Source organism: Streptomyces sp. NPDC030183, assembly GCF_055573455.1.
Genome location: NZ_JBVIBK010000027.1, coordinates 1 through 21,034, shown reverse-complemented (window position 1 = coordinate 21,034; position 21,034 = coordinate 1). Strand labels below are relative to the sequence as shown.

The following is a 21,034-nucleotide window of genomic DNA, read 5'->3' as shown; positions in this document are numbered from 1 at the left end:
CACACCCCTAAGTTGCCTACCTCTGACGGACCGTGGCGCGAATGGAGCAGTCAGCCCAGCCGGTTCACGACCAGGTCCCACACCGTGTCGGCCAGGGCTTCCTTCGGGCCGTACGGCACGGCCGTCTCACTTCCGTCGGCTCCCAGCACAACGGCCTCGTTCTCCTCGGAACCGAAGGTCTTGCGCTCCCCCACCTCGTTCACCACGAGCAGGTCGCACCCCTTGCGTGCCAGCTTGGCGCGGCCGTTGGCGAGGACGTCGTCGGTCTCCGCGGCGAAGCCGACGACCAGTTGGTCCGGACGGGGGCGGTCGGCCGATATCTCCGCGAGGATGTCCGGATTACGAACCAGGACGATCGGCTCGGGGTCCTGGCCGTCCTTCTTCTTGATCTTGCCGGTGGCGTAGGTCTCCGGGCGGAAGTCCGCCACGGCGGCCGCCATCACCACCACGTCGGCGTCCGGCGCCGCCTTGAGCACCGCCTCGCGCAGCTGCACCGCCGTGCCGACGCGGACGACGTCCACACCCGCCGGGTCGGGCAGCCCCGTGTTCGCCTCGATCAGCGTGACCCGTGCGCCGCGCGCGGCGGCCGTGCGGGCGAGGGCGTACCCCTGCTTGCCCGAGGAGCGGTTGCCGAGGAAGCGGACGGGGTCGAGGGGCTCCCGGGTGCCGCCCGCGCTCACCACGACGTGCCGGCCGGCGAGGTCCGGTCCGGCGACCCCGCGGGCGAGCACCCGGCGGCAGACCTCGAAGATCTCCGCGGGGTCCGGCAGCCGGCCCTTGCCGGTGTCGACGCCGGTCAGCCGGCCCACGGCCGGGTCGATGACGAGGGCGCCGCGGCGGCGCAGCGTCGCCACGTTCTCCTGGGTGGCCGGGTGTTCCCACATCTCGGTGTGCATCGCGGGGGCGAACACGACGGGACAGCGGGCGGTGAGCAGGGTGTTCGTCAGCAGGTCGTCGGCGAGGCCGTGGGCGGCCTTGGCGAGCATGTCCGCCGTCGCCGGGGCCACGACCACCAGGTCGGCCTCCTGGCCGATGCGGACGTGCGGCACCTCGTGGACGCGATCCCAGACCTCGGTGGAGACCGGGTTGCCGGAGAGCGCGGACCAGGTGGCGGCGCCGACGAAGTGCAGCGCGGAGTCGGTCGGCACGACCCGTACGTCATGCCCGGACTCGGTCAGCCGGCGCAGCAGCTCGCACGCCTTGTAGGCGGCGATACCGCCGCTGACCCCCAGAACGACCTTCGGCTTGCCCACCGGGCCTCCCCGCACTCGAACCCGAACCTGACAGACGCACACCGCGGCTCGTCGGCGTACGCATCCATCACACACCACAGGCCCGACAGTCGCGCTGCCGGGCCTGTGGACAAACCTATCGCGGTCCGCCGATATGACTATCTGCGCGGAACCGTCGAGTGCTGCTTACGCGGGGCCGTCGATGGCCTCGGACGTGAGCAGACCCGCGTTGATCTCGCGCAGGGCGATCGAGAGCGGCTTCTCGTGGACGTGGGTGTCGACGAGGGGACCGACGTACTCGAGGAGGCCCTCGCCGAGCTGCGAGTAGTACGCGTTGATCTGGCGGGCACGCTTGGCCGCGTAGATCACGAGGCTGTACTTCGAGTCCGTGGCCTCGAGGAGCTCGTCGATCGGCGGGTTGATGATGCCCTCGGGCGCGGAGATGGAAGAGGACACGCTCTACCTTCCGATGGATGGGAAAGATTCAGTGTGCGCGGTCGACAGGATCAGCGACGATCACACAACGTCCATCAAGGCTAGCAGCTCGCGCGCCACATCCTCGACGGAGGTGTTGACCAGGGTGACGTCGAACTCCGGCTCGGCCGCGAGTTCGACCTTGGCCGCGTCCAAGCGGCGTTCGATCACCTCGGGCGGTTCGGTGCCCCGGCCGGTGAGCCGGCGGACCAGCTCGTCCCAGGAGGGCGGGGCCAGGAACACCAGTTGGGCGTCGGGCATGGTCTCGCGGACCTGCCGGGCGCCCTGGAGGTCGATCTCCAGCAGGACCGGCTCGCCGCGCTCCAGCCGTTCGAGCACGGCGCCCCGCGGGGTGCCGTAGCGGTTGCCGGCGAACTCGGCCCACTCCAGCAGCTCGCCGTTGGCGATCAGCTTGTCCATCTCGTCGTCGGTGACGAAGAAGTAGTGGACGCCGTCCTTCTCGCCGGGGCGGGGCTTGCGGGTCGTCGCCGACACCGAGAGCCACACCTCGGGGTGTGCCTTGCGCATATGGGCGACGACCGTGCTCTTGCCGACCCCGGAGGGGCCGGAGAGCACGGTCAGCCGCGGACGTACGTCCGGGGGCTCGGGGGTCGTCCCCCGGAATGTTGCAGCCATGCAGCGATTATTCCAGCAATCCCGGAGTGCCCGGGACTCCCTGCCCGCAGTACCGGGTCAGGAACCGGTGCTGCCGAACTCACGCTCCAGGGATGCGATCTGGTTGGAGCCGAGGCCGCGCACACGACGGCTCTCGGAGATGCCGAGTCGCTCCATGATCTGCTTGGCGCGGACCTTGCCCACGCCGGGCAGCGACTCAAGGAGGGCGGAGACCTTCATCTTGCCGATGACGTCGTTCTCCTGGCCCTGCTTGATGACCTCGTGCAGGGAGGCGCCGGAGTGCTTGAGTCGATTCTTGACCTCGGCCCGCTCCCGGCGAGCCGCGGCGGCCTTTTCGAGCGCGGCTGCGCGCTGTTCAGGGGTAAGGGGCGGAAGAGCCACGCCTACGTCACCTCGGATGTCGAACTGTCGGATACGGACCGGTGAGGAACCTAGTCGCCCCACACCTGGGGAGGTACGAGCAACACGCCTGCCCGTTCTCCCCCTACTGCCTGGAGGGCGTGGGAGGTGCCCTCACTCGTCGGAGACTAGCGGCCAACTCCGCCAGAGTCAGCGAGAACAGCGGAAAAGTCCTGGTCAGCCTCCCTGGAGTCGGACATAAGCCGCATACTGCCCCGGATTTGAGAATGTATTCAGACTCAAGCCGTCCGGTAAGCGCCGCCGGAGCACTCATCGGAGGTCTCAGGCGGCCTCCACGGCGGCCCTGATCTCGTCCGCGAAACGATCCGAGGCGTCACGCAGCGCGACGACGTCGGGACCGTGACGAAGAACACCCCGGCTGACATTGGGCACCACATGGCGCACGGCGGCCCCGAAGACCGCCGGGAGATCGGACGGGGTGGCCCCCTGCGCCCCGATGCCGGGCGCGAGGAGAGGTCCGTTGATCTGGAGGTCGTACGACGAGAGGTCGCCGAGCGTGGCGCCGACGACGGCGCCGAAGGACCCCAGGGGCTCCTCCCCCGCGTTCTCGGCCGCCAGGTGCGCCAGCATCGTCGCCCCGACGTCCCGCCCGGCGGCGTCCTCCGTGCGTACGGCGTGCTGCACCTCGGCGCCCTCCGGGTTGGAGGTCAGCGCCAGCACGAACAGCCCGGCGCCGTTCTCCCGCGCGAGGTCCACGGCCGGCTTCAGGGAGCCGTAGCCCAGGTACGGCGAGACCGTCAGGGCGTCCGAGAACAGGGGCGCGTCCTTGTGCAGGAAGGTCTCGGCATAGGCGGCCATGGTGGAGCCGATGTCGCCGCGCTTGGCGTCCATCACGACCAGCGCACCGGCCGCCCGCGCCTCCTCGACGGACTTCTCCAGGACGGCGATGCCGCGCGAGCCGAACCGCTCGAAGAACGCGCTCTGCGGCTTGAGGACGGCCACCCGGCCCGCCAGCGCCTCGACGACGGTGCGGCTGAAGCGCTCCAGGCCCGCGATGTCGTCGTTCAGGCCCCAGGCGGTGAGCAGGGCGGCGTGCGGGTCGATCCCGACGCAGAGCGGGCCGCGTTCGTCCATGGCGTGGCGCAGTCGCGCGCCGAAGGGCTCGGTCATGCCGTCTTCTTCCTCACGTCGGCGCCGACCGCGTCGGCGAGGGTGGCGTACGGGCTGGTGCGCAGCCGGGCGGCGAGGCCCTTGTGGACGGAACGCGCCCAGAAGGGGCCCTCGTAGACGAAGGCGCTGTAGCCCTGGACGAGGGTGGCGCCGGCGAGGATGCGCTGCCAGGCGTCCTCGGCGTTCTCGATGCCGCCGACGCCCACCAGGGTGATCCGGTCGCCCACGCGCGCGTAGAGGCGGCGCAGGACTTCCAGGGAGCGGGCCTTCAGCGGGGCGCCGGAGAGGCCGCCGGTCTCCTTCACGAGGGAGGGTTCGGAGGTCAGACCGAGTCCCTCGCGCGCGATGGTGGTGTTGGTGGCGATGATGCCGTCCAGGCCCAGCTCCACCGCGAGGTCGGCGACGGCGTCGACGTCCTCGTCGGCGAGGTCCGGGGCGATCTTGACCAGCAGCGGCACCCGGCGGGTGCGCACCGTGCGGTCGGCGGCCTCGCGGACGGCGGTCAGCAGCGGGCGCAGCGCCTCGGTGGCCTGGAGGTTGCGCAGACCGGGGGTGTTGGGCGAGGAGACGTTCACGACCAGGTAGTCGGCGTAGGGGGCGAGGCGCTCGGTGGACTTCACGTAGTCCGCGGCGGCCTCCTCCTCGGGGACGACCTTGGTCTTGCCGATGTTGACGCCGACGACCGTCCTGAAGACGGGGTTGCGGGAGGCCAGCCGGGCGGCGACGGCCAGGGAGCCCTCGTTGTTGAAGCCCATGCGGTTGATCAGCGCCCGGTCGGGCACCAGGCGGAACAGCCGCTTCTTGGGGTTGCCGGGCTGCGCCTCGCCCGTGACCGTGCCGATCTCGACGTGGTCGAAGCCGAGCATCGACATGCCGTCGACGGCGACGGCGTTCTTGTCGAAGCCGGCGGCCAGTCCGAACGGGCCGTGCATGCGCAGTCCGAACGCCTCTGTGCGCAGTTCCTCGTAGCGGGGTGCGAGGGCGGCCGCGAGGTAGGTGCGCAGCACGGGGATCCGGGCGGCCAGGCGGATCCAGCGGAAGGCCAGGTAGTGGGCCTCCTCCGGGTCCATCCGTTTGAAAACCAGACGGAAGAACAGCTTGTACATCTCGAAGTCCTCAGGTGCTCAAGGTCCTCATGAGGGGCGGACGTCCTCATGACAGGTGTCCTCATGAAGAGGGGGACACCGTTTCCGGTGTCCCCCTCAGGGCTGCTAGTCGCGGGCCGCGATCAGGTGTTCGGCGTGTTCCTGAAGCGAGCGCACCCCGACGTCACCGTGGTTGAGCGCGTCGATGCCCTGGACGGCCGCGGCGAGCGCCTGGACCGTCGTCAGGCACGGCACGGAGCGGGCCACGGCGGCCGTACGGATGTCGTAGCCGTCGAGGCGGCCGCCGGTGCCGTACGGGGTGTTGACGATGAGGTCGACCTCGCCGTCGTGGATGAGCTGGACGATGGTCTTCTCGCCGTTCGGGCCGGTGCCCTCGGACTGCTTGCGCACGACCGTGGCGTTGATGCCGTTGCGCCTCAGCACCTCGGCCGTGCCGGACGTGGCGAGCAGCTCGAAGCCGTGGGCGACCAGCTCGCGCGCCGGGAAGATCATCGAGCGCTTGTCGCGGTTGGCGACCGAGATGAACGCGCGGCCCTTGGTGGGCAGCGGGCCGTACGCGCCGGCCTGCGACTTGGCGTACGCCGTGCCGAAGACCGAGTCGATGCCCATGACCTCGCCGGTGGAGCGCATCTCCGGGCCGAGGACCGTGTCGACGCCGCGTCCGTGGATGTCGCGGAAGCGCGACCACGGCATGACGGCCTCCTTGACGGAGATCGGCGCGTCCAGCGGCAGCTCGCCGCCGTCGCCGTTCCTCGGCAGCAGGCCCTCCTCGCGCAGCTCGGCGATGGTCGCGCCCAGCGAGATCCGGGCGGCGGCCTTGGCGAGCGGCACCGCGGTCGCCTTCGAGGTGAAGGGGACGGTGCGGGAGGCGCGCGGGTTGGCCTCCAGGACGTAGAGGATGTCGCCGGCCATCGCGAACTGGATGTTGATCAGTCCGCGGACGCCGACGCCCTTGGCGATGGCCTCGGTGGAGGCGCGCAGGCGCTTGATGTCGAAGCCGCCGAGGGTGATCGGGGGCAGGGCGCACGCCGAGTCGCCGGAGTGGATGCCGGCCTCCTCGATGTGCTCCATGACGCCGCCGAGGTACAGCTCCTCGCCGTCGTAGAGGGCGTCGACGTCGATCTCGATCGCGTCGTCGAGGAACCGGTCGACGAGGACGGGCCGGGAGGGGCTGATCTCGGTCGACTCGGCGATGTACGCCTCCAGGCGCGCCTCGTCGTAGACGATCTCCATACCGCGTCCGCCGAGGACGTAGGACGGCCTGACGAGGACGGGGTAGCCGATCTCGTCGGCGATGGCCTTGGCGCCCGCGAAGGTGGTCGCCGTGCCGTGCTTCGGGGCCGGGAGGCCGGCCTCGGCGAGGACCTGACCGAAGGCTCCGCGGTCCTCGGCGGCGTGGATGGCCTCCGGGGAGGTGCCCACGACCGGTACGCCGTTGTCCTTGAGCGCCTGCGACAGGCCCAGCGGGGTCTGGCCGCCGAGCTGGACGACGACGCCCGCGATCGGGCCGGCCAGCGACTCGGCGTGCACGATCTCCAGCACGTCCTCCAGGGTGAGCGGCTCGAAGTAGAGCCGGTCGGAGGTGTCGTAGTCCGTGGAGACGGTCTCCGGGTTGCAGTTGACCATCACGGTCTCGTAGCCCGCGTCGCTGAGCGCGAAGGAGGCGTGGACGCAGGAGTAGTCGAACTCGATGCCCTGGCCGATGCGGTTCGGGCCGGAGCCGAGGATGATGACGGCCGGCTTCTCGCGGGGCGCGACCTCGCTCTCCTCGTCGTAGGAGGAGTAGAAGTACGGGGTCCGCGCCGCGAACTCGGCGGCGCAGGTGTCGACCGTCTTGTACACCGGGCGTACGCCCAGCGCGTGCCGGACCTCGCGCACGACGTCCTCGCGCAGCCCACGGATCTCGGCGATCTGCTGGTCGGAGAAGCCGTGCCGCTTGGCCTCGGCGAGGAGGTCGGGGTCGAGCTTGTCGGCGGCGGCCAGCTCGTCCGCGATCTCCTTGATGAGGAAGAGCTGGTCGACGAACCAGGGGTCGATCTTCGTGGACTCGAAGACCTCCTCCTGGGTGGCGCCGGCGCGGATGGCCTGCATGACGGTGTTGATGCGCCCGTCGGTCGGCCGGACCGCCTCGCGCAGCAGCTCCGCCTTGTCGCCGGGCTCGCCGACGAAGGTGAACTGGCTGCCCTTCTTCTCCAGCGAGCGCAGCGCCTTCTGCAGCGCCTCGGTGAAGTTGCGGCCGATCGCCATGGCCTCGCCGACCGACTTCATGGTGGTGGTGAGCGAGGAGTCGGCGGACGGGAACTTCTCGAAGGCGAAGCGCGGGGCCTTCACGACGACGTAGTCGAGCGTCGGCTCGAAGGAGGCCGGGGTCTGCTCGGTGATGTCGTTGGGGATCTCGTCCAGCGTGTAGCCGACGGCGAGCTTCGCGGCGATCTTGGCGATCGGGAAGCCGGTCGCCTTGGAGGCGAGGGCGGACGAGCGCGACACACGGGGGTTCATCTCGATGACGATGACCCGGCCGTCGACGGGGTTCACGGCGAACTGGATGTTGCAGCCGCCGGTGTCGACGCCGACCTCGCGGATGATCGCGATGCCGACGTCACGCAGCACCTGGTACTCGCGGTCGGTGAGCGTCATCGCGGGCGCGACGGTGATCGAGTCACCGGTGTGCACGCCCATGGGGTCGAAGTTCTCGATGGAGCAGACGACCACGACGTTGTCGTTCTTGTCGCGCATCAGCTCCAGCTCGTACTCCTTCCAGCCGAGGATGGACTCCTCCAGGAGCACCTCGGTGGTCGGCGAGAGGGTGAGGCCCTGGCCGGCGATGCGGCGCAGCTCCTCCTCGTCGTGGGCGAAGCCGGAGCCGGCGCCGCCCATGGTGAAGGACGGGCGGACGACGACGGGGTAGCCGCCGAGCGTCTCGACGCCTTCGAGGACGTCGTCCATGGAGTGGCAGATGACCGAGCGGGCGGACTCGCCGTGGCCGATCTTGGCGTTGACCGCCTCGACGACCAGCTTGAACTGGTCGCGGTCCTCGCCCTTGTGGATCGCCTCGACCTTGGCGCCGATCAGCTCGACGCCGTACTTCTCCAGGACTCCGTTGTCGTGGAGCGAGATGGCGGTGTTGAGCGCGGTCTGGCCGCCGAGGGTCGGGAGCAGCGCGTCGGGGCGCTCCTTGGCGATGATCTTCTCGACGAACTCGGGGGTGATCGGCTCGACGTAGGTGGCGTCGGCGATCTCCGGGTCGGTCATGATCGTCGCCGGGTTGGAGTTCACCAGGACGACGCGCAGGCCCTCGGCCTTGAGGACGCGGCACGCCTGCGTGCCGGAGTAGTCGAACTCGGCGGCCTGGCCGATGACGATCGGGCCGGAGCCGATGACCAGGACGGACTGGATATCGGTGCGCTTAGGCACGCTGGCCCTCCATCAGGGATACGAAGCGGTCGAACAGGTAGGCGGCGTCGTGCGGGCCGGCTGCCGCTTCGGGGTGGTACTGGACGCTGAAAGCCGGGCGGTCGAGGAGCTGGAGCCCCTCCACCACGTTGTCGTTGAGGCAGACGTGGGAGACCTCGGCGCGGCCGAAGGGGGTCTCGGAGACCTTGTCGAGCGGGGCGTCGACGGCGAAGCCGTGGTTGTGCGCGGTGACCTCGACCTTGCCGGTCGTACGGTCCTGCACCGGCTGGTTGATGCCGCGGTGGCCGTACTTCAGCTTGTAGGTGCCGAAACCGAGGGCGCGGCCGAGGATCTGGTTGCCGAAGCAGATGCCGAACAGCGGGGTGCCGCGCTCCAGGACCGCCCGCATCACGGAGACGGGGTGGTCGGCGGTGGCCGGGTCGCCGGGGCCGTTGGAGAAGAAGACGCCGTCGGGGTTCACGGCGTACACCTCGTCGGCGGTCGCCGTGGCGGGCAGCACGTGCACCTCGATGCCGCGCTCGGCCATGCGGTGCGGGGTCATGCCCTTGATGCCGAGGTCGACGGCGGCGACGGTGAACTTCTTCTCACCGATCGCGGGGACGACGTACGCCTCCTGGGTGGCGACCTCCGCGGAGAGGTCGGCGCCCTTCATCTCGGGGGCCTGGCGGACCTCGGCGAGCATGGTGCCCTCGTCGGGCAGGGCGTTGCCGGAGAAGATGCCGACGCGCATGGCGCCGCGTTCGCGCAGGTGGCGGGTGAGGGCGCGGGTGTCGACGCCGCTGATGCCGACGACGCCCTGCTGGGCGAGCTCCTCGTCGAGGGTGCGCCGGGAGCGCCAGTTCGAGGGCACGCGCGCGGGGTCGCGTACGACGTAGCCCGCGACCCAGATCCGCTTGGACTCGGGGTCCTCGTCGTTGACACCGGTGTTGCCGACGTGCGGGGCGGTCATCACGACGACCTGGCGGTGGTACGACGGGTCGGTGAGGGTCTCCTGGTAGCCGGTCATACCGGTGGAGAACACGGCCTCGCCGAAGGTCACCCCCACGGCCCCGTAGGCGCGGCCGCGGAACATCCGGCCGTCCTCCAGGACGAGTACGGCGGGAACTTTGGTGGCTCCCCTGGTGGAGGTCGTCATCGTGCGCCTTCCGTTTCCGTCTTCTTGATCATCTGGTTCAGGGTCTCGACCCACTCGTTGTGTTCGGCCGCGCGGTCGGATCGGAACCCGGAGTCGAGGAGCTTGTCGCCGTGGGCCCAGGTGACGACGAGCAGTCCGCCCTCGGTGAGGACCTTGCCGGCGATGCCCTTGTCCAGCCGGGCCTCGCGCAGTGCCTCGCGGGGGACGAAGAAGTCCGTCGCTCCGGGCCGTACGACGTCAAGGCCCGTGTCCGTCAGGGTGAGCTCGACCCTGCTGCGGGTGCCCAGGCCGTGCGCCACGACGCGGTCGAGCCACTGCCCGGCGGTGGTGGAGCCGTGGTAGCGGCCGCTCATCGTCAGTCTGGCCGCACCGGGCTTCTCCGGCACGGTGGGCAGCTCCGGCAGGTCGCTCTGGAGCGTGCCGCGCCACTTCCAGCCCTCGCGCATCAGCCAGTAGACGAGGGCGACGAAGAGGGCGAGTCCGACGACCCAGCCGATGCGTCCGGCCCAGTTGGTGACCTCGGCCGACTCCTTCTGGGCGGCCAGCAGAATTACAGGTGTCACGTGAGCTTCCCGTCGACGAGCGTGGCCTTGCCCCGCAGCCACGTGTGCGTGACACGGCCCGGCAGCTCGCGGCCCTCGTACGGGGTGTTGCGGCTGCGCGAGGCGAAGCCCGCGGGGTCCACCGCACCACGGTATGCCGTGTCGACGAGCGTGAGGTTGGCGGGCTCACCTGCCGAGACGGGACGGCCGTGACCGGCCGCCTGGCCGATCCGCGCGGGCTTGAAGGACATACGGTCCGCGACGCCCGCCCAGTCGAGCAGCCCGGTCTCGACCATCGTCTCCTGGACCACCGACAGGGCGGTCTCCAGGCCGACCATGCCCATGGCGGCCGCGGCCCACTCGCAGTCCTTGTCCTCGTGCGGGTGGGGGGCGTGGTCGGTGGCGACGATGTCGATCGTGCCGTCGGCGAGCGCCTCGCGCAGGGCGAGCACGTCGCGCTCGGTGCGCAGCGGCGGGTTGACCTTGTAGACCGGGTTGTACGAGCGCACCAGCTCGTCGGTGAGGAGCAGGTGGTGCGGGGTGACCTCGGCGGTGACGTCGATGCCGCGGGACTTGGCCCAGCGGACGATTTCGACGGACCCGGCGGTCGACAGGTGGCAGATGTGGACGCGGGACCCGACGTGCTCGGCGAGCAGGACGTCACGGGCGATGATCGACTCCTCGGCCACCGCGGGCCAGCCGCCGAGCCCCAGCTCGGCGGAGACGACGCCCTCGTTCATCTGGGCGCCCTCGGTGAGCCGCGGCTCCTGGGCGTGCTGGGCGACGACCCCGTCGAAGGCCTTCACGTACTCCAGGGCGCGGCGCATGATCACCGCGTCGTGCACGCACTTGCCGTCGTCGGAGAACACGGTGACGCCGGCGGCCGACTCGTGCATGGCGCCCAGCTCGGCGAGCTTCTGGCCCTCCAGGCCGACGGTGACGGCGCCGATGGGCTGGACGTCGCAGTAGCCGTGCTCCTGGCCGAGCCGGTACACCTGCTCGACCACGCCGGCGGTGTCGGCGACCGGGAAGGTGTTGGCCATGGCGAACACGGCCGTGTAGCCGCCGGAGGCGGCCGCGCGGGTGCCGGTGAGGACGGTCTCGGAGTCCTCGCGGCCGGGCTCGCGCAGATGGGTGTGCAGGTCGACCAGGCCCGGCAGGAGGACCTTGCCGCCGGCCTCGACGACCTCGGCGCCCTCGGCGGACAGCCCGGCGCCCACCTCGGCGATGGTCTCGCCGTCGATCAGCACGTCCTGCGGCTCGCCGCCGAGCACCTTCGCACCACGGATCAGGATCTTGCTCATCTGTCTTACTTCTCCTCGGTGGTACGGGTGTGGGTGACGGCGGGCTCGTTGCCCCCGAGCAGCAGGTACAGGACGGCCATGCGGATGGAGACGCCGTTGGCGACCTGCTCGACGACGGTGCAGCGGTCGGAGTCGGCGACCTCGGCGGTGATCTCCATGCCGCGGACCATCGGGCCGGGGTGCATCACGATGGCGTGCTCGGGCATCCGCGCCATGCGGTCGCCGTCGAGGCCGTAGCGCCGGGAGTACTCGCGCTCGGTGGGGAAGAACGCGGCGTGCATGCGCTCGCGCTGGACGCGCAGCATCATCACGGCGTCGGCCTTCGGCAGGGTGCTGTCGAGGTCGTACGACACCTCGCAGGGCCAGGTCTCGATGCCGACCGGCAGCAGGGTGGGCGGGGCGACGAGGGTGACCTCGGCGCCGAGGGTGTGCAGTAGGTCGACGTTGGAGCGGGCGACGCGGCTGTGCAGGACGTCGCCGACGATCGTGATGCGCTTGCCGGACAGGTCCTGGCCGAGGCCGGCGTCCCTGCCGACGAGCCGGCGGCGCATGGTGAAGGCGTCGAGCAGGGCCTGGGTGGGGTGCTGGTGGGTGCCGTCGCCCGCGTTGATGACGGCGGCGTCGATCCAGCCGGAGTTCGCCAGGCGGTACGGCGCTCCGGAGGCGCCGTGGCGGATGACGACGGCGTCGACCCCCATCGCTTCGAGGGTCTGGGCGGTGTCCTTGAGGGACTCGCCCTTGGACACGCTCGATCCCTTGGCGGAGAAGTTGATGACGTCCGCGGAGAGGCGCTTCTCGGCGGCCTCGAAGGAGATCCGGGTACGGGTGGAGTCCTCGAAGAAGAGGTTGACGATGGTGCGGCCGCGCAGGGTCGGCAGCTTCTTGATCGGCCGGTCGGCGACCCGGGCCATCTCCTCGGCGGTGTCGAGGATCAGGACGGCGTCGTCGCGGGTGAGGTCGGCGGCCGAGATGAGATGACGCTGCATCTGTCAGGCTCCGTAAGGCAGTTCGGTGTCGGGAGGCGAGGCCCGGCCGGCCGGGCACAGCCGGGCGGGCGGGTGCGCGAGCGCGCGACGTCGGGCGCGCGGCAACGCCGCACGCCGGCCCGTCGCTACAGCTGCGCGCCCCGGGCGGCCGGCTTCGCACCGAGCAGCACGGTGTCCCGACCGTCCTCCTCGGCGAGCTGGACCTTGACCGTCTCCCGCAGCGACGTGGGGAGGTTCTTGCCGACGTAGTCGGCGCGGATGGGCAGTTCGCGGTGGCCTCTGTCGACGAGGACCGCGAGCTGGACGGCGCGCGGGCGGCCGATGTCGTTCAGCGCGTCGAGCGCGGCGCGGATGGTGCGGCCGGAGAAGAGGACGTCGTCGACGAGGACGACGAGGCGGCCGTCGATCCCGTCACCGGGGATCTCCGTACGGGCCAGCGCACGCGGCGGGTGCATACGCAGGTCGTCGCGGTACATGGTGATGTCGAGCGAGCCGACCGGGATCTTGCGGTCGGTGATCTCCGCCAGCTTGTCGGCGAGCCGCCGGGCGAGGAAGACGCCCCGGGTCGGGATGCCGAGGAGCACCACGTCGTCGGCACCCTTGGCGCGTTCGACGATCTCGTGGGCGATGCGGGTCAGTACGCGTGCGATGTCGGGGGCCTCGAGGACGGGCCTGGCATCGGACGGCTGCGGATCCTGTTGCGGATTTTCCTGCGTGTCCATACGAAACGGACCTCCTTCTCCGCCTCACGGGACGGACCTTAAAGGACGTCGGATTTGCGCCATCCACGGTAGCAGGCCCGGGCAACGCCCCTGATCACCCCCCTGGCCCAATGGAGAGCGTTTACCACGGAAGAGTCGGTCCGGACCATTCGGCTTGACGGGGCAGAGTCACGCTGCGTAACCTCACAGTGAGTTACCAGCCTTCGTCCGGGGAGCTATATGTCCAGCGAATACGCCAAACAGCTCGGGGCCAAGCTCCGGGCCATCCGCACCCAGCAGGGCCTTTCCCTCCACGGAGTCGAGGAGAAGTCCCAGGGACGCTGGAAGGCGGTCGTGGTCGGTTCGTACGAGCGCGGCGACCGCGCCGTCACCGTGCAGCGCCTTGCGGAGCTGGCGGATTTCTATGGGGTCCCCGTGCAGGAGCTGCTTCCCGGGACGACCCCCGGTGGCGCGGCCGAGCCGCCGCCGAAGCTCGTCCTCGACCTGGAGCGCCTGGCCAACGTCCCGGCCGAGAAGGCGGGCCCGCTCCAGCGGTACGCCGCGACGATCCAGTCCCAGCGCGGTGACTACAACGGCAAGGTGCTCTCCATCCGCCAGGACGACCTGCGCACACTCGCCGTCATCTACGACCAGTCCCCCTCGGTCCTGACCGAGCAGCTGATCAGCTGGGGTGTCCTGGACGCGGACGCGCGTCGCGCCGTCTCCCACGACGAGGGCTGACCCCTCGGACGGGCTCAGCAGAAACGTGCCGCCGGGGTGGCCGGAACCTTTCGGTTCGGGCCACCCCGGCGGTTTTCTGTCTTCAGGGACGCGGAGGGGCGGGCGGGGACGCGGACGGGTCCGCATCGCCGACGACCTCCCGTGCCAGGTCGCCCTCCCGCGGCCTCGCAGGGGGGTCGGCCTCGCCTGGGAGGCCCCTATTCGGCTTCCCTGCGGAGCGACGGCTTCAGGTCCTTGAGGCGCCCGAGCAGTCCGTTCACGAACGACGGGGAGTCGTCCGTGGAGAACTCCTTCGCCAGCTGCACCATCTCGTCCAGCACCACCGCGTCCGGGGTCTCGTCCACCCAGATCAGCTCATAGGCGCCGAGCCGCAGGATGTTGCGGTCCACGACCGGCATCCGGTCGAGGGTCCAGCCCACCGAGTACTGCGCGATCAGCTCGTCGATGCGCTTGGCGTACTCGGAGTACCCCTCGACCAACTGCATCGTGTACTCGCTGACCGGCGGCTGCCTGGTGTCGGACCGGGAGTGCCGGATCCAGTCCGCGAGGACGGTCAGGACGTCGGCCCCGCGCTGGTCGCCCTCGAAGAGGATCTGGAAGGCGCGCTTGCGGGCCGTGTTACGGGCAGCCACGGTTAGCTGTTCACCCGGCCGAGGTAGTCGCTCGTGCGGGTGTCGACCTTGATCTTCTCACCGGTGGTGATGAAGAGGGGCACCTGGATCTGGTGGCCGGTCTCCAGGGTGGCGGGCTTGGTGCCACCGGTGGAGCGGTCGCCCTGGACGCCCGGCTCGGTCTCCTGGATGACGAGCTCGACGGCGGCCGGCAGCTCCACGAAGAGCACCTCGCCCTCGTGCTGCGCGACGGTGGCGGTGAAGCCCTCGATCAGGAAGTTGGCGGCGTCGCCGACGGCCTTGCGGTCGACCATCAGCTGGTCGTAGGTCTCCATGTCCATGAAGACGAAGTACTCGCCGTCCATGTAGGAGAACTGCATGTCGCGCTTGTCGACGGTGGCCGTCTCGACCTTCACGCCGGCGTTGAAGGTCTTGTCGACGACCTTCCCGGAGAGCACGTTCTTGAGCTTGGTGCGCACGAAGGCCGGGCCCTTGCCGGGCTTGACGTGCTGGAACTCGACGACGGACCAGAGCTGGCCGCCGTCGAGCTTGAGCACCATGCCGTTCTTGAGGTCGTTCGTGGAAGCCACGGTTGCTTCAATCTCCTGGACTTACGTGGACGACCCCGGGGCACGCGCGCAGCTCAAGGGCTAGAGCGCGAGCAGCTCCTTGGTCGTGATGGTGAGTAGCTCGGGTCCGCCGTCCGCCTCGGGGCGCACGACGAGCGTGTCATCGATCCGGACACCGCCCCGGCCCGGGAGGTGGACCCCCGGTTCGACGGTGACCGGCACGCAAGCGTCCAGTTTACCCATGGCCGCGGGGGCCAACTGCGGGTCCTCGTCGATTTCGAGTCCCACACCGTGCCCCATCAGTGCCGGGAGGTCCGCGCCGTGGCCCGCGGAGTCCAGTACGTGACGGGCCGCGTGGTCGACGGCGCGGTAGGCGGCGCCCGGGACCAGGCTCTCGCGGCCCGCCCGCTGGGCTGCGAAGACGAGGTCGTACAGCTCGATCTGCCAGTCGGCCGGCGAGGTCCCGATGACGAAGGTGCGGCCGATCTCGCAGCGGTAGCCGCGGTAGACGGCGCCGAGGCACACGGAGAGGAAGTCGCCTTCCTCGACGCGGCGGTCGGTGGGGAGGTGGCCTCGGCGGCCGGCGTTCGGGCCCGTGGCGACGGAGGTGGCGAACGCGGGGCCGTCGGCGCCGTGGTCGACGAGGCGGCGCTCCAGTTCGAGGGCGAGGTGGCGTTCGGTGCGGCCGACGAGGATCGACTCCAGGAGTTCGCCCAGGGCCTGGTCGGCGATCTCCGCGCCGATCCGCAGGCAGGAGATCTCCTCCTCGTCCTTGACGACCCTGAGCTGCTCGACGGCGCCGCCGAGGTCGGCGAGCCGCAGCCGGGGTGCGACCGAGCGGATGGCTCGGTGGCGGGCCACGGTGAGGTGGTGTTCCTCCACGGCGAGGGATTCGGCGCCGGCGGCGGTGACGAAGTCGGCGGCCACCACCGCCGGGTCGCCGCCGGGCTTCGGCAGGACATGGAGGCGTACGGCGTCGTCGGGCCGCCCCTCGGCGCTGTCGCCCCTCGGGGGCGCGCCGCAGAGGAGGACGTCCTCGGTCGCGCCGAGCAGGAGGACGGCGCCGTGGGGGGCCGCGCCCGTGAGGTAGCGCACGTTGGCCGGGCGGGTCACGAGAGCGGTGGCGCTGCCGCTCGCCTGGCAGCGTTCTCTCAGCCGGGCCCGGCGGGCGGCGTGGGCGTCTGACATGCCCCGAGCGTATGAGCTCCGCTGGGCGAGCGCCGGTTCAGTGCGGCCGAGTGGGGGGGCGCTCCGCGGGGGGTGGGGGGTCGAGTGTGGATACGGGTGGGTGGGGGCGGTGTCTGGAGGGGGGTGGGGAGGTTGTGGGCCGGGTGCGGATGGGTGGGGGCTGGTCGCGCAGTTCCCCGCGCCCCTGGGGTGGCTGCGGCTGAGCGGTGATCACCGGTTCCGTCGGGCTGCCTCGCGGCCCCTGGCCCGCCTGCCGCCCTTGTGACCTGGGGCGCCACCCTCAGAACTAACTCGCCGCCCTCGACCTACCTCGCGCCGACCTCGGTCTGCCCTGCCGGTCTCAATCCGCCTGGCCGCCCTCCACCTACCCCGCCGGTCCCAGATCCGCCTGGCCGCCCGCGGCCTACCCCGCCGGTCCCAGATCCGCCTGGCCGCCTTCGGCCTACCGCCCCGACAGCCCCGACAGCCCCGACCTACCCTGCCGGCAGACATGCCCGGACTACCCGGCCGACCCCGGTCTGCCCCGTCGGACCTGGAGCCGTCTCGCCGGTCCCGCTACCACTTCGGGGGGCTTGCTATTGATCTGGCCAGGACCTCGTTCAGGACCCGGGCTGTGGCGGGGACGTCGAGTTGGGAGTTGTCGATGATGGGGAGGCCCGAGCCGTACCAGCCGGCCATGCGGCCGTGGATGCGGGCGACCTCCTCGTCGGTGAGGCGGCGGTTGCCCGTGCGCTTCGCGTTGCGTTCGAGGACGATCTCCAGGCCGGGCAGGAGGACGACGGGGAGCAGGCCGGGGCCGACGTGGCGTTTCCAGCCGCCGAGGCCGACGACCGGGCGGTCGGGGAAGACGGCGTCGTCGAGGATGCACGAGATCCCGTTGGCCAGGAAGTTGCGCGCGGCGAAGCCGCAGGTGCGGCGGGCGAGACGATACTGCGCCTCGGAGTTGTCGTTCCACCCGGACTGCGGGTCGGCGAAGCCGGAGCGCACCCATTCGCGGACGTCGTCGAGGCTGATGTGCGCGGTGGGCACCCGGCGGTGGTCCGCCCAGTACTTGGCGACGCTCGTCTTGCCCGCGCCGGCGGGGCCGATGAGGAGCACCGCGAGCGTGGTGGTCGTGACGTCCGGTGCGCCGGCGGCGGGCGGCGGGCTCGGCATGGTGACCGGGCCGCCCGGCGGCAGTTGCACGTGTCCGGTGGTGTCCCGGGGAACGACGGTGTGCTGCGGGGGCGAGGCGGGCGGGTGCCCGGAGCCTCCCGCGAAGCCCGGCGCGGGCGGGGGCACCGATCCCGGCGGTGCCGCCGGCGCGGGGGGCGCCATGGGCGCGGGCGGGTTTGCCGGGGCGTGGCCCGGATGCGGGCCCGGGGGCACGGGGGGAGGCACGGGGTGGCTCGCGCCGGGGTGTCCGGGCGGGGTGGCGCCCGGCGCTCCCGAGTGAGGCGCGGCGGGGTGTCCCTGGTGGTTCGCGGCGGGCGACCAGGGGGTCGCCGGGTCCTGCCCCGGCCGGTGGGGCGGCGGCAGCGGAGCTCCCACTGCGTGCTGCATCCGGTGCCACTCCGTCTCGTACAGTCACATCGACACTGGCAGGCGGGACTCTGGGACCCCCGCCCTCACCGAACGGTACCGCCCCCGGCCGCCGTTTGGTGAACGGCCGGGGGCGTCCCGGAGTGCCCAAGTGGCCATGGCCACAAGGCGAATCGGGCAAGTGGCGCCCGAACGGGCGTTACTGGCCCACTTCGCCGTATGCCGCGAGGAGGACCGCGGGGTCGGGGCCCTCCAGGACGGTGGGCTTGGCCAGGCCGTCGAGGACGATGAAGCGCAGCAGGTCGCCACGGGACTTCTTGTCGACCTTCATGGTCTCCAGCAGCTTGGGCCACTGGTCGTAGCGGTAGTGCAGCGGCAGTCCGACGGACTCCAGGACCGTGCGGTGCCGGTCGGCGGTCGCGTCGTCCAACCGGCCCGCCAGGCGGCCCAGTTCGGCGGCGAAGTGCATGCCGACGGACACGGCCGCGCCGTGGCGCCACTTGTAGCGCTCGTTCTTCTCGATGGCGTGGGCGAGGGTGTGCCCGTAGTTGAGGATCTCGCGGCGACCGGACTCCTTGAGGTCGCCTGAGACGACCTCGGCCTTGACCCGGATGGACCGCTCGATCAGCTCGGCGGTGTGCGGTCCGGCGGGCGTCCGGGCGGCCTGCGGGTCGGCCTCGATGAGGTCGAGGATCACCGGGTCGGCGATGAAGCCGGCCTTGATGATCTCGGCGAGCCCGGACACGTAGTCGTTGACCGGCAGCGAGTCCAGCGCGGCGAGGTCGCAGAGGACCCCGGCGGGCGGGTGGAAGGAACCGACGAGGTTCTTGCCCTCCGCCGTGTTGATGCCCGTCTTGCCGCCGACGGCCGCGTCCACCATGGCGAGGACGGTGGTCGGGATGGCGATCCAGCGGACGCCGCGCAGCCAGGTCGCCGCCACGAACCCGGCGAGGTCCGTGGTCGCGCCGCCGCCCACGCCCACGATGACGTCGGTGCGGGTGAAGCCGGACTGGCCGAGCGCCTTCCAGCAGTAGGCGGCGACCTCCGCGGTCTTCGCCTCCTCCGCGTTGGGCACCTGGATGGCGACCGCCTCGTAGCCCTGCTCGGCGAGGTCGGCGCGCAGGGCCTCGGCGGTCTCGTCCAGCGCCTCGGGATGGATCACCGCGACACGCTTGGCACTGCCGCCGATCAACCCACCCAGCTCACCGAGGAGTTGGCGGCCCACCAGGACCTCGTACGGCTCCGTGCCCGCCGTGCCGCCGACCTGGATCCGGGTCACTGTCTCGCTCATGCTTCCTTCAACTCCAGGGCGTTCAGGACCGCTTGGGTGACTTCCTCGGGCGTGCGGCCGTCCGTGGGCACGACGGCCGTGGCGATCTCCTCGTACAGGTGGCGGCGGGCCTCCATCAGCTCCCGCCACTGCTTGCGGGGGTTGACGGCGAGCAGCGGCCGGGCGGTGTTGAGGCCGGTGCGCTTGACGGCCTCCTCGACGTCCATCGAGAGGTAGACGACACGCTGTCCGGCGAGGAGGGCGCGGGTGTCCGGGTCGAGGATCGCGCCGCCGCCGAGGGCGAGGACCCCGTCGTGCGAGGCGAGCGCCGAGTGCACGGCCTGCTTCTCGATGGCGCGGAAGGCGGCCTCGCCCTCGTCGACGAAGATCCCCGCGATCGTGCGGCCCTGCTCGGCGACGATGTCGTCGTCGGTGTCGCGGTAGGCGACGCCGAGCCGCTCGGAGAGCAGCTGTCCGACGGTGGACTTGCCGACCCCCATGGGGCCGACGAGAACGACCAGAGGCACCGGGCTCACCGGATCGCGAGGTTGTCGAGGTACGAGCGGACGTTGCGGCGGGTCTCGGTGACGCTGTCGCCGCCGAACTTCTCGGCCACCGCGTCGGCCAGGACCAGCGCGACCATGGCCTCGGCGACGATGCCGGCGGCCGGCACCGCGCACACGTCGGAGCGCTGGTGGTGGGCCTGCGCGGCCTCGCCGGTGGTGACGTCCACGGTCTGGAGCGCGCGCGGCACGGTCGCGATGGGCTTCATGGCGGCGCGCACCCGCAGCAGCTCGCCCGTGGACAGGCCGCCCTCGGTGCCGCCGGAGCGGCCGGTGGCCCGCTTGATGCCCTGGTCGGTGGCGAGGATCTCGTCGTGCGCCTTGGAGCCCGGCACCCGGGCCAGGTCGAAGCCGTCGCCGACCTCGACGCCCTTGATCGCCTGGATGCCCATCAGCGCGGCGGCGAGCCGGGCGTCGAGGCGGCGGTCCCAGTGCACGTGGGAGCCGAGGCCCACCGGCACGTCGTACGCCAGCACCTCGACGACACCGCCGAGCGTGTCGCCGTCCTTGTGGGCCTGGTCGATCTCGGCGACCATCGCCTTCGAGGCGTCCGCGTCGAGGCAGCGCACCGGGTCGGCGTCCAGCTTCTCGACATCGGCGGGGGTCGGGTACACGCCGTAGGGCGCCTTCGCCGCGGCCAGCTCGACGACATGGCTGACGATCTCGATCCCGGCCGTCTCCTTGAGGTACGACCGGGCCACGGCGCCGAGGGCCACACGGGCGGCGGTCTCCCGGGCGGAGGCGCGCTCCAGGACCGGCCGGGCCTCGTCGAAGCCGTACTTCTGCATGCCGGCCAGGTCGGCGTGGCCGGGGCGGGGGCGGGTCAGCGGGGCGTTGCGGGCGAGGCCGGCGAGGACCTCGGGGTCGACCGGGTCGGCCGACATGACCTGCTCCCACTTGGGCCACTCGGTGTTGCCGACCATGATCGCCACGGGCGAGCCCATGGTCAGCCCGTGCCGCACGCCGCCGATGAACGTGATCTCGTCGCGCTCGAACTTCATCCGCGCACCGCGCCCATAACCGAGGCGCCGGCGGGCCAGGTGGTCCGCCACCATCTCCGTGGTGATCGGCACGCCGGCGGGAAGGCCCTCCAGCGTCGCGACAAGTGCGGGACCGTGGGACTCCCCCGCGGTCAGCCAGCGCAACCTGCTCAACGGTGCTCCTCAGTGCTCGCGCCCTGGTACTGCGTCCTGCCTGCGTGTACGCGTGTCCTCGCGTACGGCGACGGCGACCGGGTGCGCGGCCCCGGCCCGCCACTTCCGATCCTCCCACGTCCGGGGCGGGAGCCGGTCACAGGTCCAGCAGACGGACGGGCCGGGCCGCATCCGCCCGAACCGCATGTCGTGGATCCGAGTGGCCCGCACCCACGTGGCGCTCCGCGAGCAAACGGGGAGGCCGCTAGGCCTGTCGTCATATTCCCGCCGTCGCCCGGAGGGCGGCCCCGCGGCGTCAGGTGCGTGCTCTCGGCGTGCCGGGCCCTGACCCGTGTACTGGACGTACTCGGGTCAGGG

General features: G+C 71.2%; 20 protein-coding genes. 1 reads left to right on the top strand and 19 read right to left on the bottom strand.

The annotated features are described in order from the left end of the window. Positions 1 to 50: 50 nt before the first annotated feature. The 12 genes from coaBC to pyrR form a co-directional block, all read right to left on the bottom strand. Positions 51 to 1,253, bottom strand: a complete 1,203-nt coding sequence (gene coaBC, locus ACZ4Z2_RS29095) for a bifunctional phosphopantothenoylcysteine decarboxylase/phosphopantothenate--cysteine ligase CoaBC (protein WP_468079969.1) — start codon at positions 1,251 to 1,253, stop codon at positions 51 to 53. Positions 1,254 to 1,418: 165 nt separating this feature from the next. After that, positions 1,419 to 1,688 carry a DNA-directed RNA polymerase subunit omega gene (rpoZ, locus tag ACZ4Z2_RS29090; protein ID WP_055521902.1) on the bottom strand — a complete coding sequence of 90 codons (270 nt, stop codon included), beginning with the start codon at positions 1,686 to 1,688 and terminating at the stop codon, positions 1,419 to 1,421. 60 nt (positions 1,689 to 1,748) lie between these two features. Next, positions 1,749 to 2,342 (bottom strand): guanylate kinase, encoded by a 594-nt coding sequence (gene gmk, locus ACZ4Z2_RS29085; protein WP_055521903.1) that lies wholly within the window; start codon positions 2,340 to 2,342, stop codon positions 1,749 to 1,751. Between the two features lie 57 nt (positions 2,343 to 2,399). Then, entirely contained in the window at positions 2,400 to 2,723 is a 324-nt protein-coding gene (locus ACZ4Z2_RS29080) for an integration host factor (protein ID WP_003977346.1), read from the bottom strand. A gap of 300 nt (positions 2,724 to 3,023) precedes the next feature. Continuing rightward, complete coding sequence (pyrF, locus tag ACZ4Z2_RS29075) at positions 3,024 to 3,872, bottom strand: orotidine-5'-phosphate decarboxylase (protein ID WP_468079967.1); 849 nt, start codon at positions 3,870 to 3,872, stop codon at positions 3,024 to 3,026. Then, positions 3,869 to 4,978: a quinone-dependent dihydroorotate dehydrogenase gene (locus ACZ4Z2_RS29070; RefSeq protein ID WP_468079966.1), complete on the bottom strand. Its 1,110-nt coding sequence runs from the start codon at positions 4,976 to 4,978 to the stop codon at positions 3,869 to 3,871. The genes pyrF and ACZ4Z2_RS29070 overlap by 4 nt, the downstream gene beginning before the upstream one ends. A gap of 105 nt (positions 4,979 to 5,083) precedes the next feature. Beyond that, positions 5,084 to 8,392, bottom strand: coding sequence for a carbamoyl-phosphate synthase large subunit (gene carB / locus ACZ4Z2_RS29065; protein ID WP_468079964.1), 3,309 nt, complete (start codon positions 8,390 to 8,392; stop codon positions 5,084 to 5,086). Continuing rightward, a complete protein-coding gene (gene carA / locus ACZ4Z2_RS29060; RefSeq protein WP_468079962.1) occupies positions 8,385 to 9,527 on the bottom strand; it encodes a glutamine-hydrolyzing carbamoyl-phosphate synthase small subunit in 1,143 nt (380 codons plus the stop codon). Before carA ends, carB begins: the two co-directional genes overlap by 8 nt. Then, positions 9,524 to 10,090, bottom strand: coding sequence for a PH-like domain-containing protein (locus tag ACZ4Z2_RS29055; protein ID WP_468079960.1), 567 nt, complete (start codon positions 10,088 to 10,090; stop codon positions 9,524 to 9,526). Before ACZ4Z2_RS29055 ends, carA begins: the two co-directional genes overlap by 4 nt. Beyond that, positions 10,087 to 11,373, bottom strand: a complete 1,287-nt coding sequence (locus ACZ4Z2_RS29050) for a dihydroorotase (protein ID WP_468079958.1) — start codon at positions 11,371 to 11,373, stop codon at positions 10,087 to 10,089. The genes ACZ4Z2_RS29055 and ACZ4Z2_RS29050 overlap by 4 nt, the downstream gene beginning before the upstream one ends. Before the next feature lie 5 nt (positions 11,374 to 11,378). Continuing rightward, positions 11,379 to 12,359, bottom strand: coding sequence for an aspartate carbamoyltransferase catalytic subunit (locus ACZ4Z2_RS29045; RefSeq protein ID WP_468079956.1), 981 nt, complete (start codon positions 12,357 to 12,359; stop codon positions 11,379 to 11,381). Between the two features lie 125 nt (positions 12,360 to 12,484). Beyond that, complete coding sequence (gene pyrR / locus ACZ4Z2_RS29040; RefSeq protein ID WP_468079955.1) at positions 12,485 to 13,081, bottom strand: bifunctional pyr operon transcriptional regulator/uracil phosphoribosyltransferase PyrR; 597 nt, start codon at positions 13,079 to 13,081, stop codon at positions 12,485 to 12,487. A 219-nt stretch (positions 13,082 to 13,300) separates the two neighbouring features. Here pyrR and bldD point away from each other — a divergent pair, with 219 nt between their 5' ends. Next, the gene (gene bldD, locus ACZ4Z2_RS29035) at positions 13,301 to 13,801 is read left to right on the top strand and encodes a transcriptional regulator BldD (protein ID WP_055522449.1); all 501 of its coding nucleotides are present in this window, start codon (positions 13,301 to 13,303) and stop codon (positions 13,799 to 13,801) included. Between the two features lie 197 nt (positions 13,802 to 13,998). Here bldD and nusB read toward each other — a convergent pair whose 3' ends face one another. The 7 genes from nusB to aroC all read right to left on the bottom strand — a co-directional run bounded on the left by nusB (position 13,999) and on the right by aroC (position 20,677). Continuing rightward, positions 13,999 to 14,433, bottom strand: a complete 435-nt coding sequence (gene nusB / locus ACZ4Z2_RS29030; protein ID WP_055542045.1) for a transcription antitermination factor NusB — start codon at positions 14,431 to 14,433, stop codon at positions 13,999 to 14,001. A gap of 2 nt (positions 14,434 to 14,435) precedes the next feature. Beyond that, positions 14,436 to 15,002: an elongation factor P gene (gene efp, locus ACZ4Z2_RS29025; RefSeq protein WP_055522452.1), complete on the bottom strand. Its 567-nt coding sequence runs from the start codon at positions 15,000 to 15,002 to the stop codon at positions 14,436 to 14,438. 60 nt (positions 15,003 to 15,062) lie between these two features. After that, complete coding sequence (locus ACZ4Z2_RS29020; RefSeq protein WP_468079954.1) at positions 15,063 to 16,169, bottom strand: aminopeptidase P family protein; 1,107 nt, start codon at positions 16,167 to 16,169, stop codon at positions 15,063 to 15,065. A gap of 555 nt (positions 16,170 to 16,724) precedes the next feature. Beyond that, complete coding sequence (locus ACZ4Z2_RS29015) at positions 16,725 to 17,711, bottom strand: Pro-rich N-terminal domain-containing protein (RefSeq protein ID WP_468079953.1); 987 nt, start codon at positions 17,709 to 17,711, stop codon at positions 16,725 to 16,727. A 178-nt stretch (positions 17,712 to 17,889) separates the two neighbouring features. Further along, positions 17,890 to 18,981 (bottom strand): 3-dehydroquinate synthase, encoded by a 1,092-nt coding sequence (gene aroB, locus ACZ4Z2_RS29010; RefSeq protein ID WP_468079951.1) that lies wholly within the window; start codon positions 18,979 to 18,981, stop codon positions 17,890 to 17,892. After that, a complete protein-coding gene (locus tag ACZ4Z2_RS29005) occupies positions 18,978 to 19,496 on the bottom strand; it encodes a shikimate kinase (RefSeq protein ID WP_468079949.1) in 519 nt (172 codons plus the stop codon). The genes aroB and ACZ4Z2_RS29005 overlap by 4 nt, the downstream gene beginning before the upstream one ends. Further along, a complete protein-coding gene (gene aroC / locus ACZ4Z2_RS29000; RefSeq protein ID WP_159766280.1) occupies positions 19,493 to 20,677 on the bottom strand; it encodes a chorismate synthase in 1,185 nt (394 codons plus the stop codon). The genes ACZ4Z2_RS29005 and aroC overlap by 4 nt, the downstream gene beginning before the upstream one ends. Positions 20,678 to 21,034 lie beyond the last annotated feature (357 nt).

What these genes read in the sequence shown, in the direction of transcription:
- pyrR (WP_468079955.1), bottom strand. Translation starts at nt 13,081, where the DNA reads ATGGACACGCAGGAAAATCCGCAACAGGATCCGCAGCCGTCCGATGCC.
- bldD (WP_055522449.1), top strand. Translation starts at nt 13,301, where the DNA reads ATGTCCAGCGAATACGCCAAACAGCTCGGGGCCAAGCTCCGGGCCATC.
- pyrF (WP_468079967.1), bottom strand. Translation starts at nt 3,872, where the DNA reads ATGACCGAGCCCTTCGGCGCGCGACTGCGCCACGCCATGGACGAACGC.
- ACZ4Z2_RS29020 (WP_468079954.1), bottom strand. Translation starts at nt 16,169, where the DNA reads ATGTCAGACGCCCACGCCGCCCGCCGGGCCCGGCTGAGAGAACGCTGC.
- ACZ4Z2_RS29070 (WP_468079966.1), bottom strand. Translation starts at nt 4,978, where the DNA reads ATGTACAAGCTGTTCTTCCGTCTGGTTTTCAAACGGATGGACCCGGAG.
- carA (WP_468079962.1), bottom strand. Translation starts at nt 9,527, where the DNA reads ATGACGACCTCCACCAGGGGAGCCACCAAAGTTCCCGCCGTACTCGTC.
- ACZ4Z2_RS29045 (WP_468079956.1), bottom strand. Translation starts at nt 12,359, where the DNA reads ATGCAGCGTCATCTCATCTCGGCCGCCGACCTCACCCGCGACGACGCC.
- ACZ4Z2_RS29015 (WP_468079953.1), bottom strand. Translation starts at nt 17,711, where the DNA reads ATGCAGCACGCAGTGGGAGCTCCGCTGCCGCCGCCCCACCGGCCGGGG.
- ACZ4Z2_RS29050 (WP_468079958.1), bottom strand. Translation starts at nt 11,373, where the DNA reads ATGAGCAAGATCCTGATCCGTGGTGCGAAGGTGCTCGGCGGCGAGCCG.
- gmk (WP_055521903.1), bottom strand. Translation starts at nt 2,342, where the DNA reads ATGGCTGCAACATTCCGGGGGACGACCCCCGAGCCCCCGGACGTACGT.
- aroB (WP_468079951.1), bottom strand. Translation starts at nt 18,981, where the DNA reads ATGAGCGAGACAGTGACCCGGATCCAGGTCGGCGGCACGGCGGGCACG.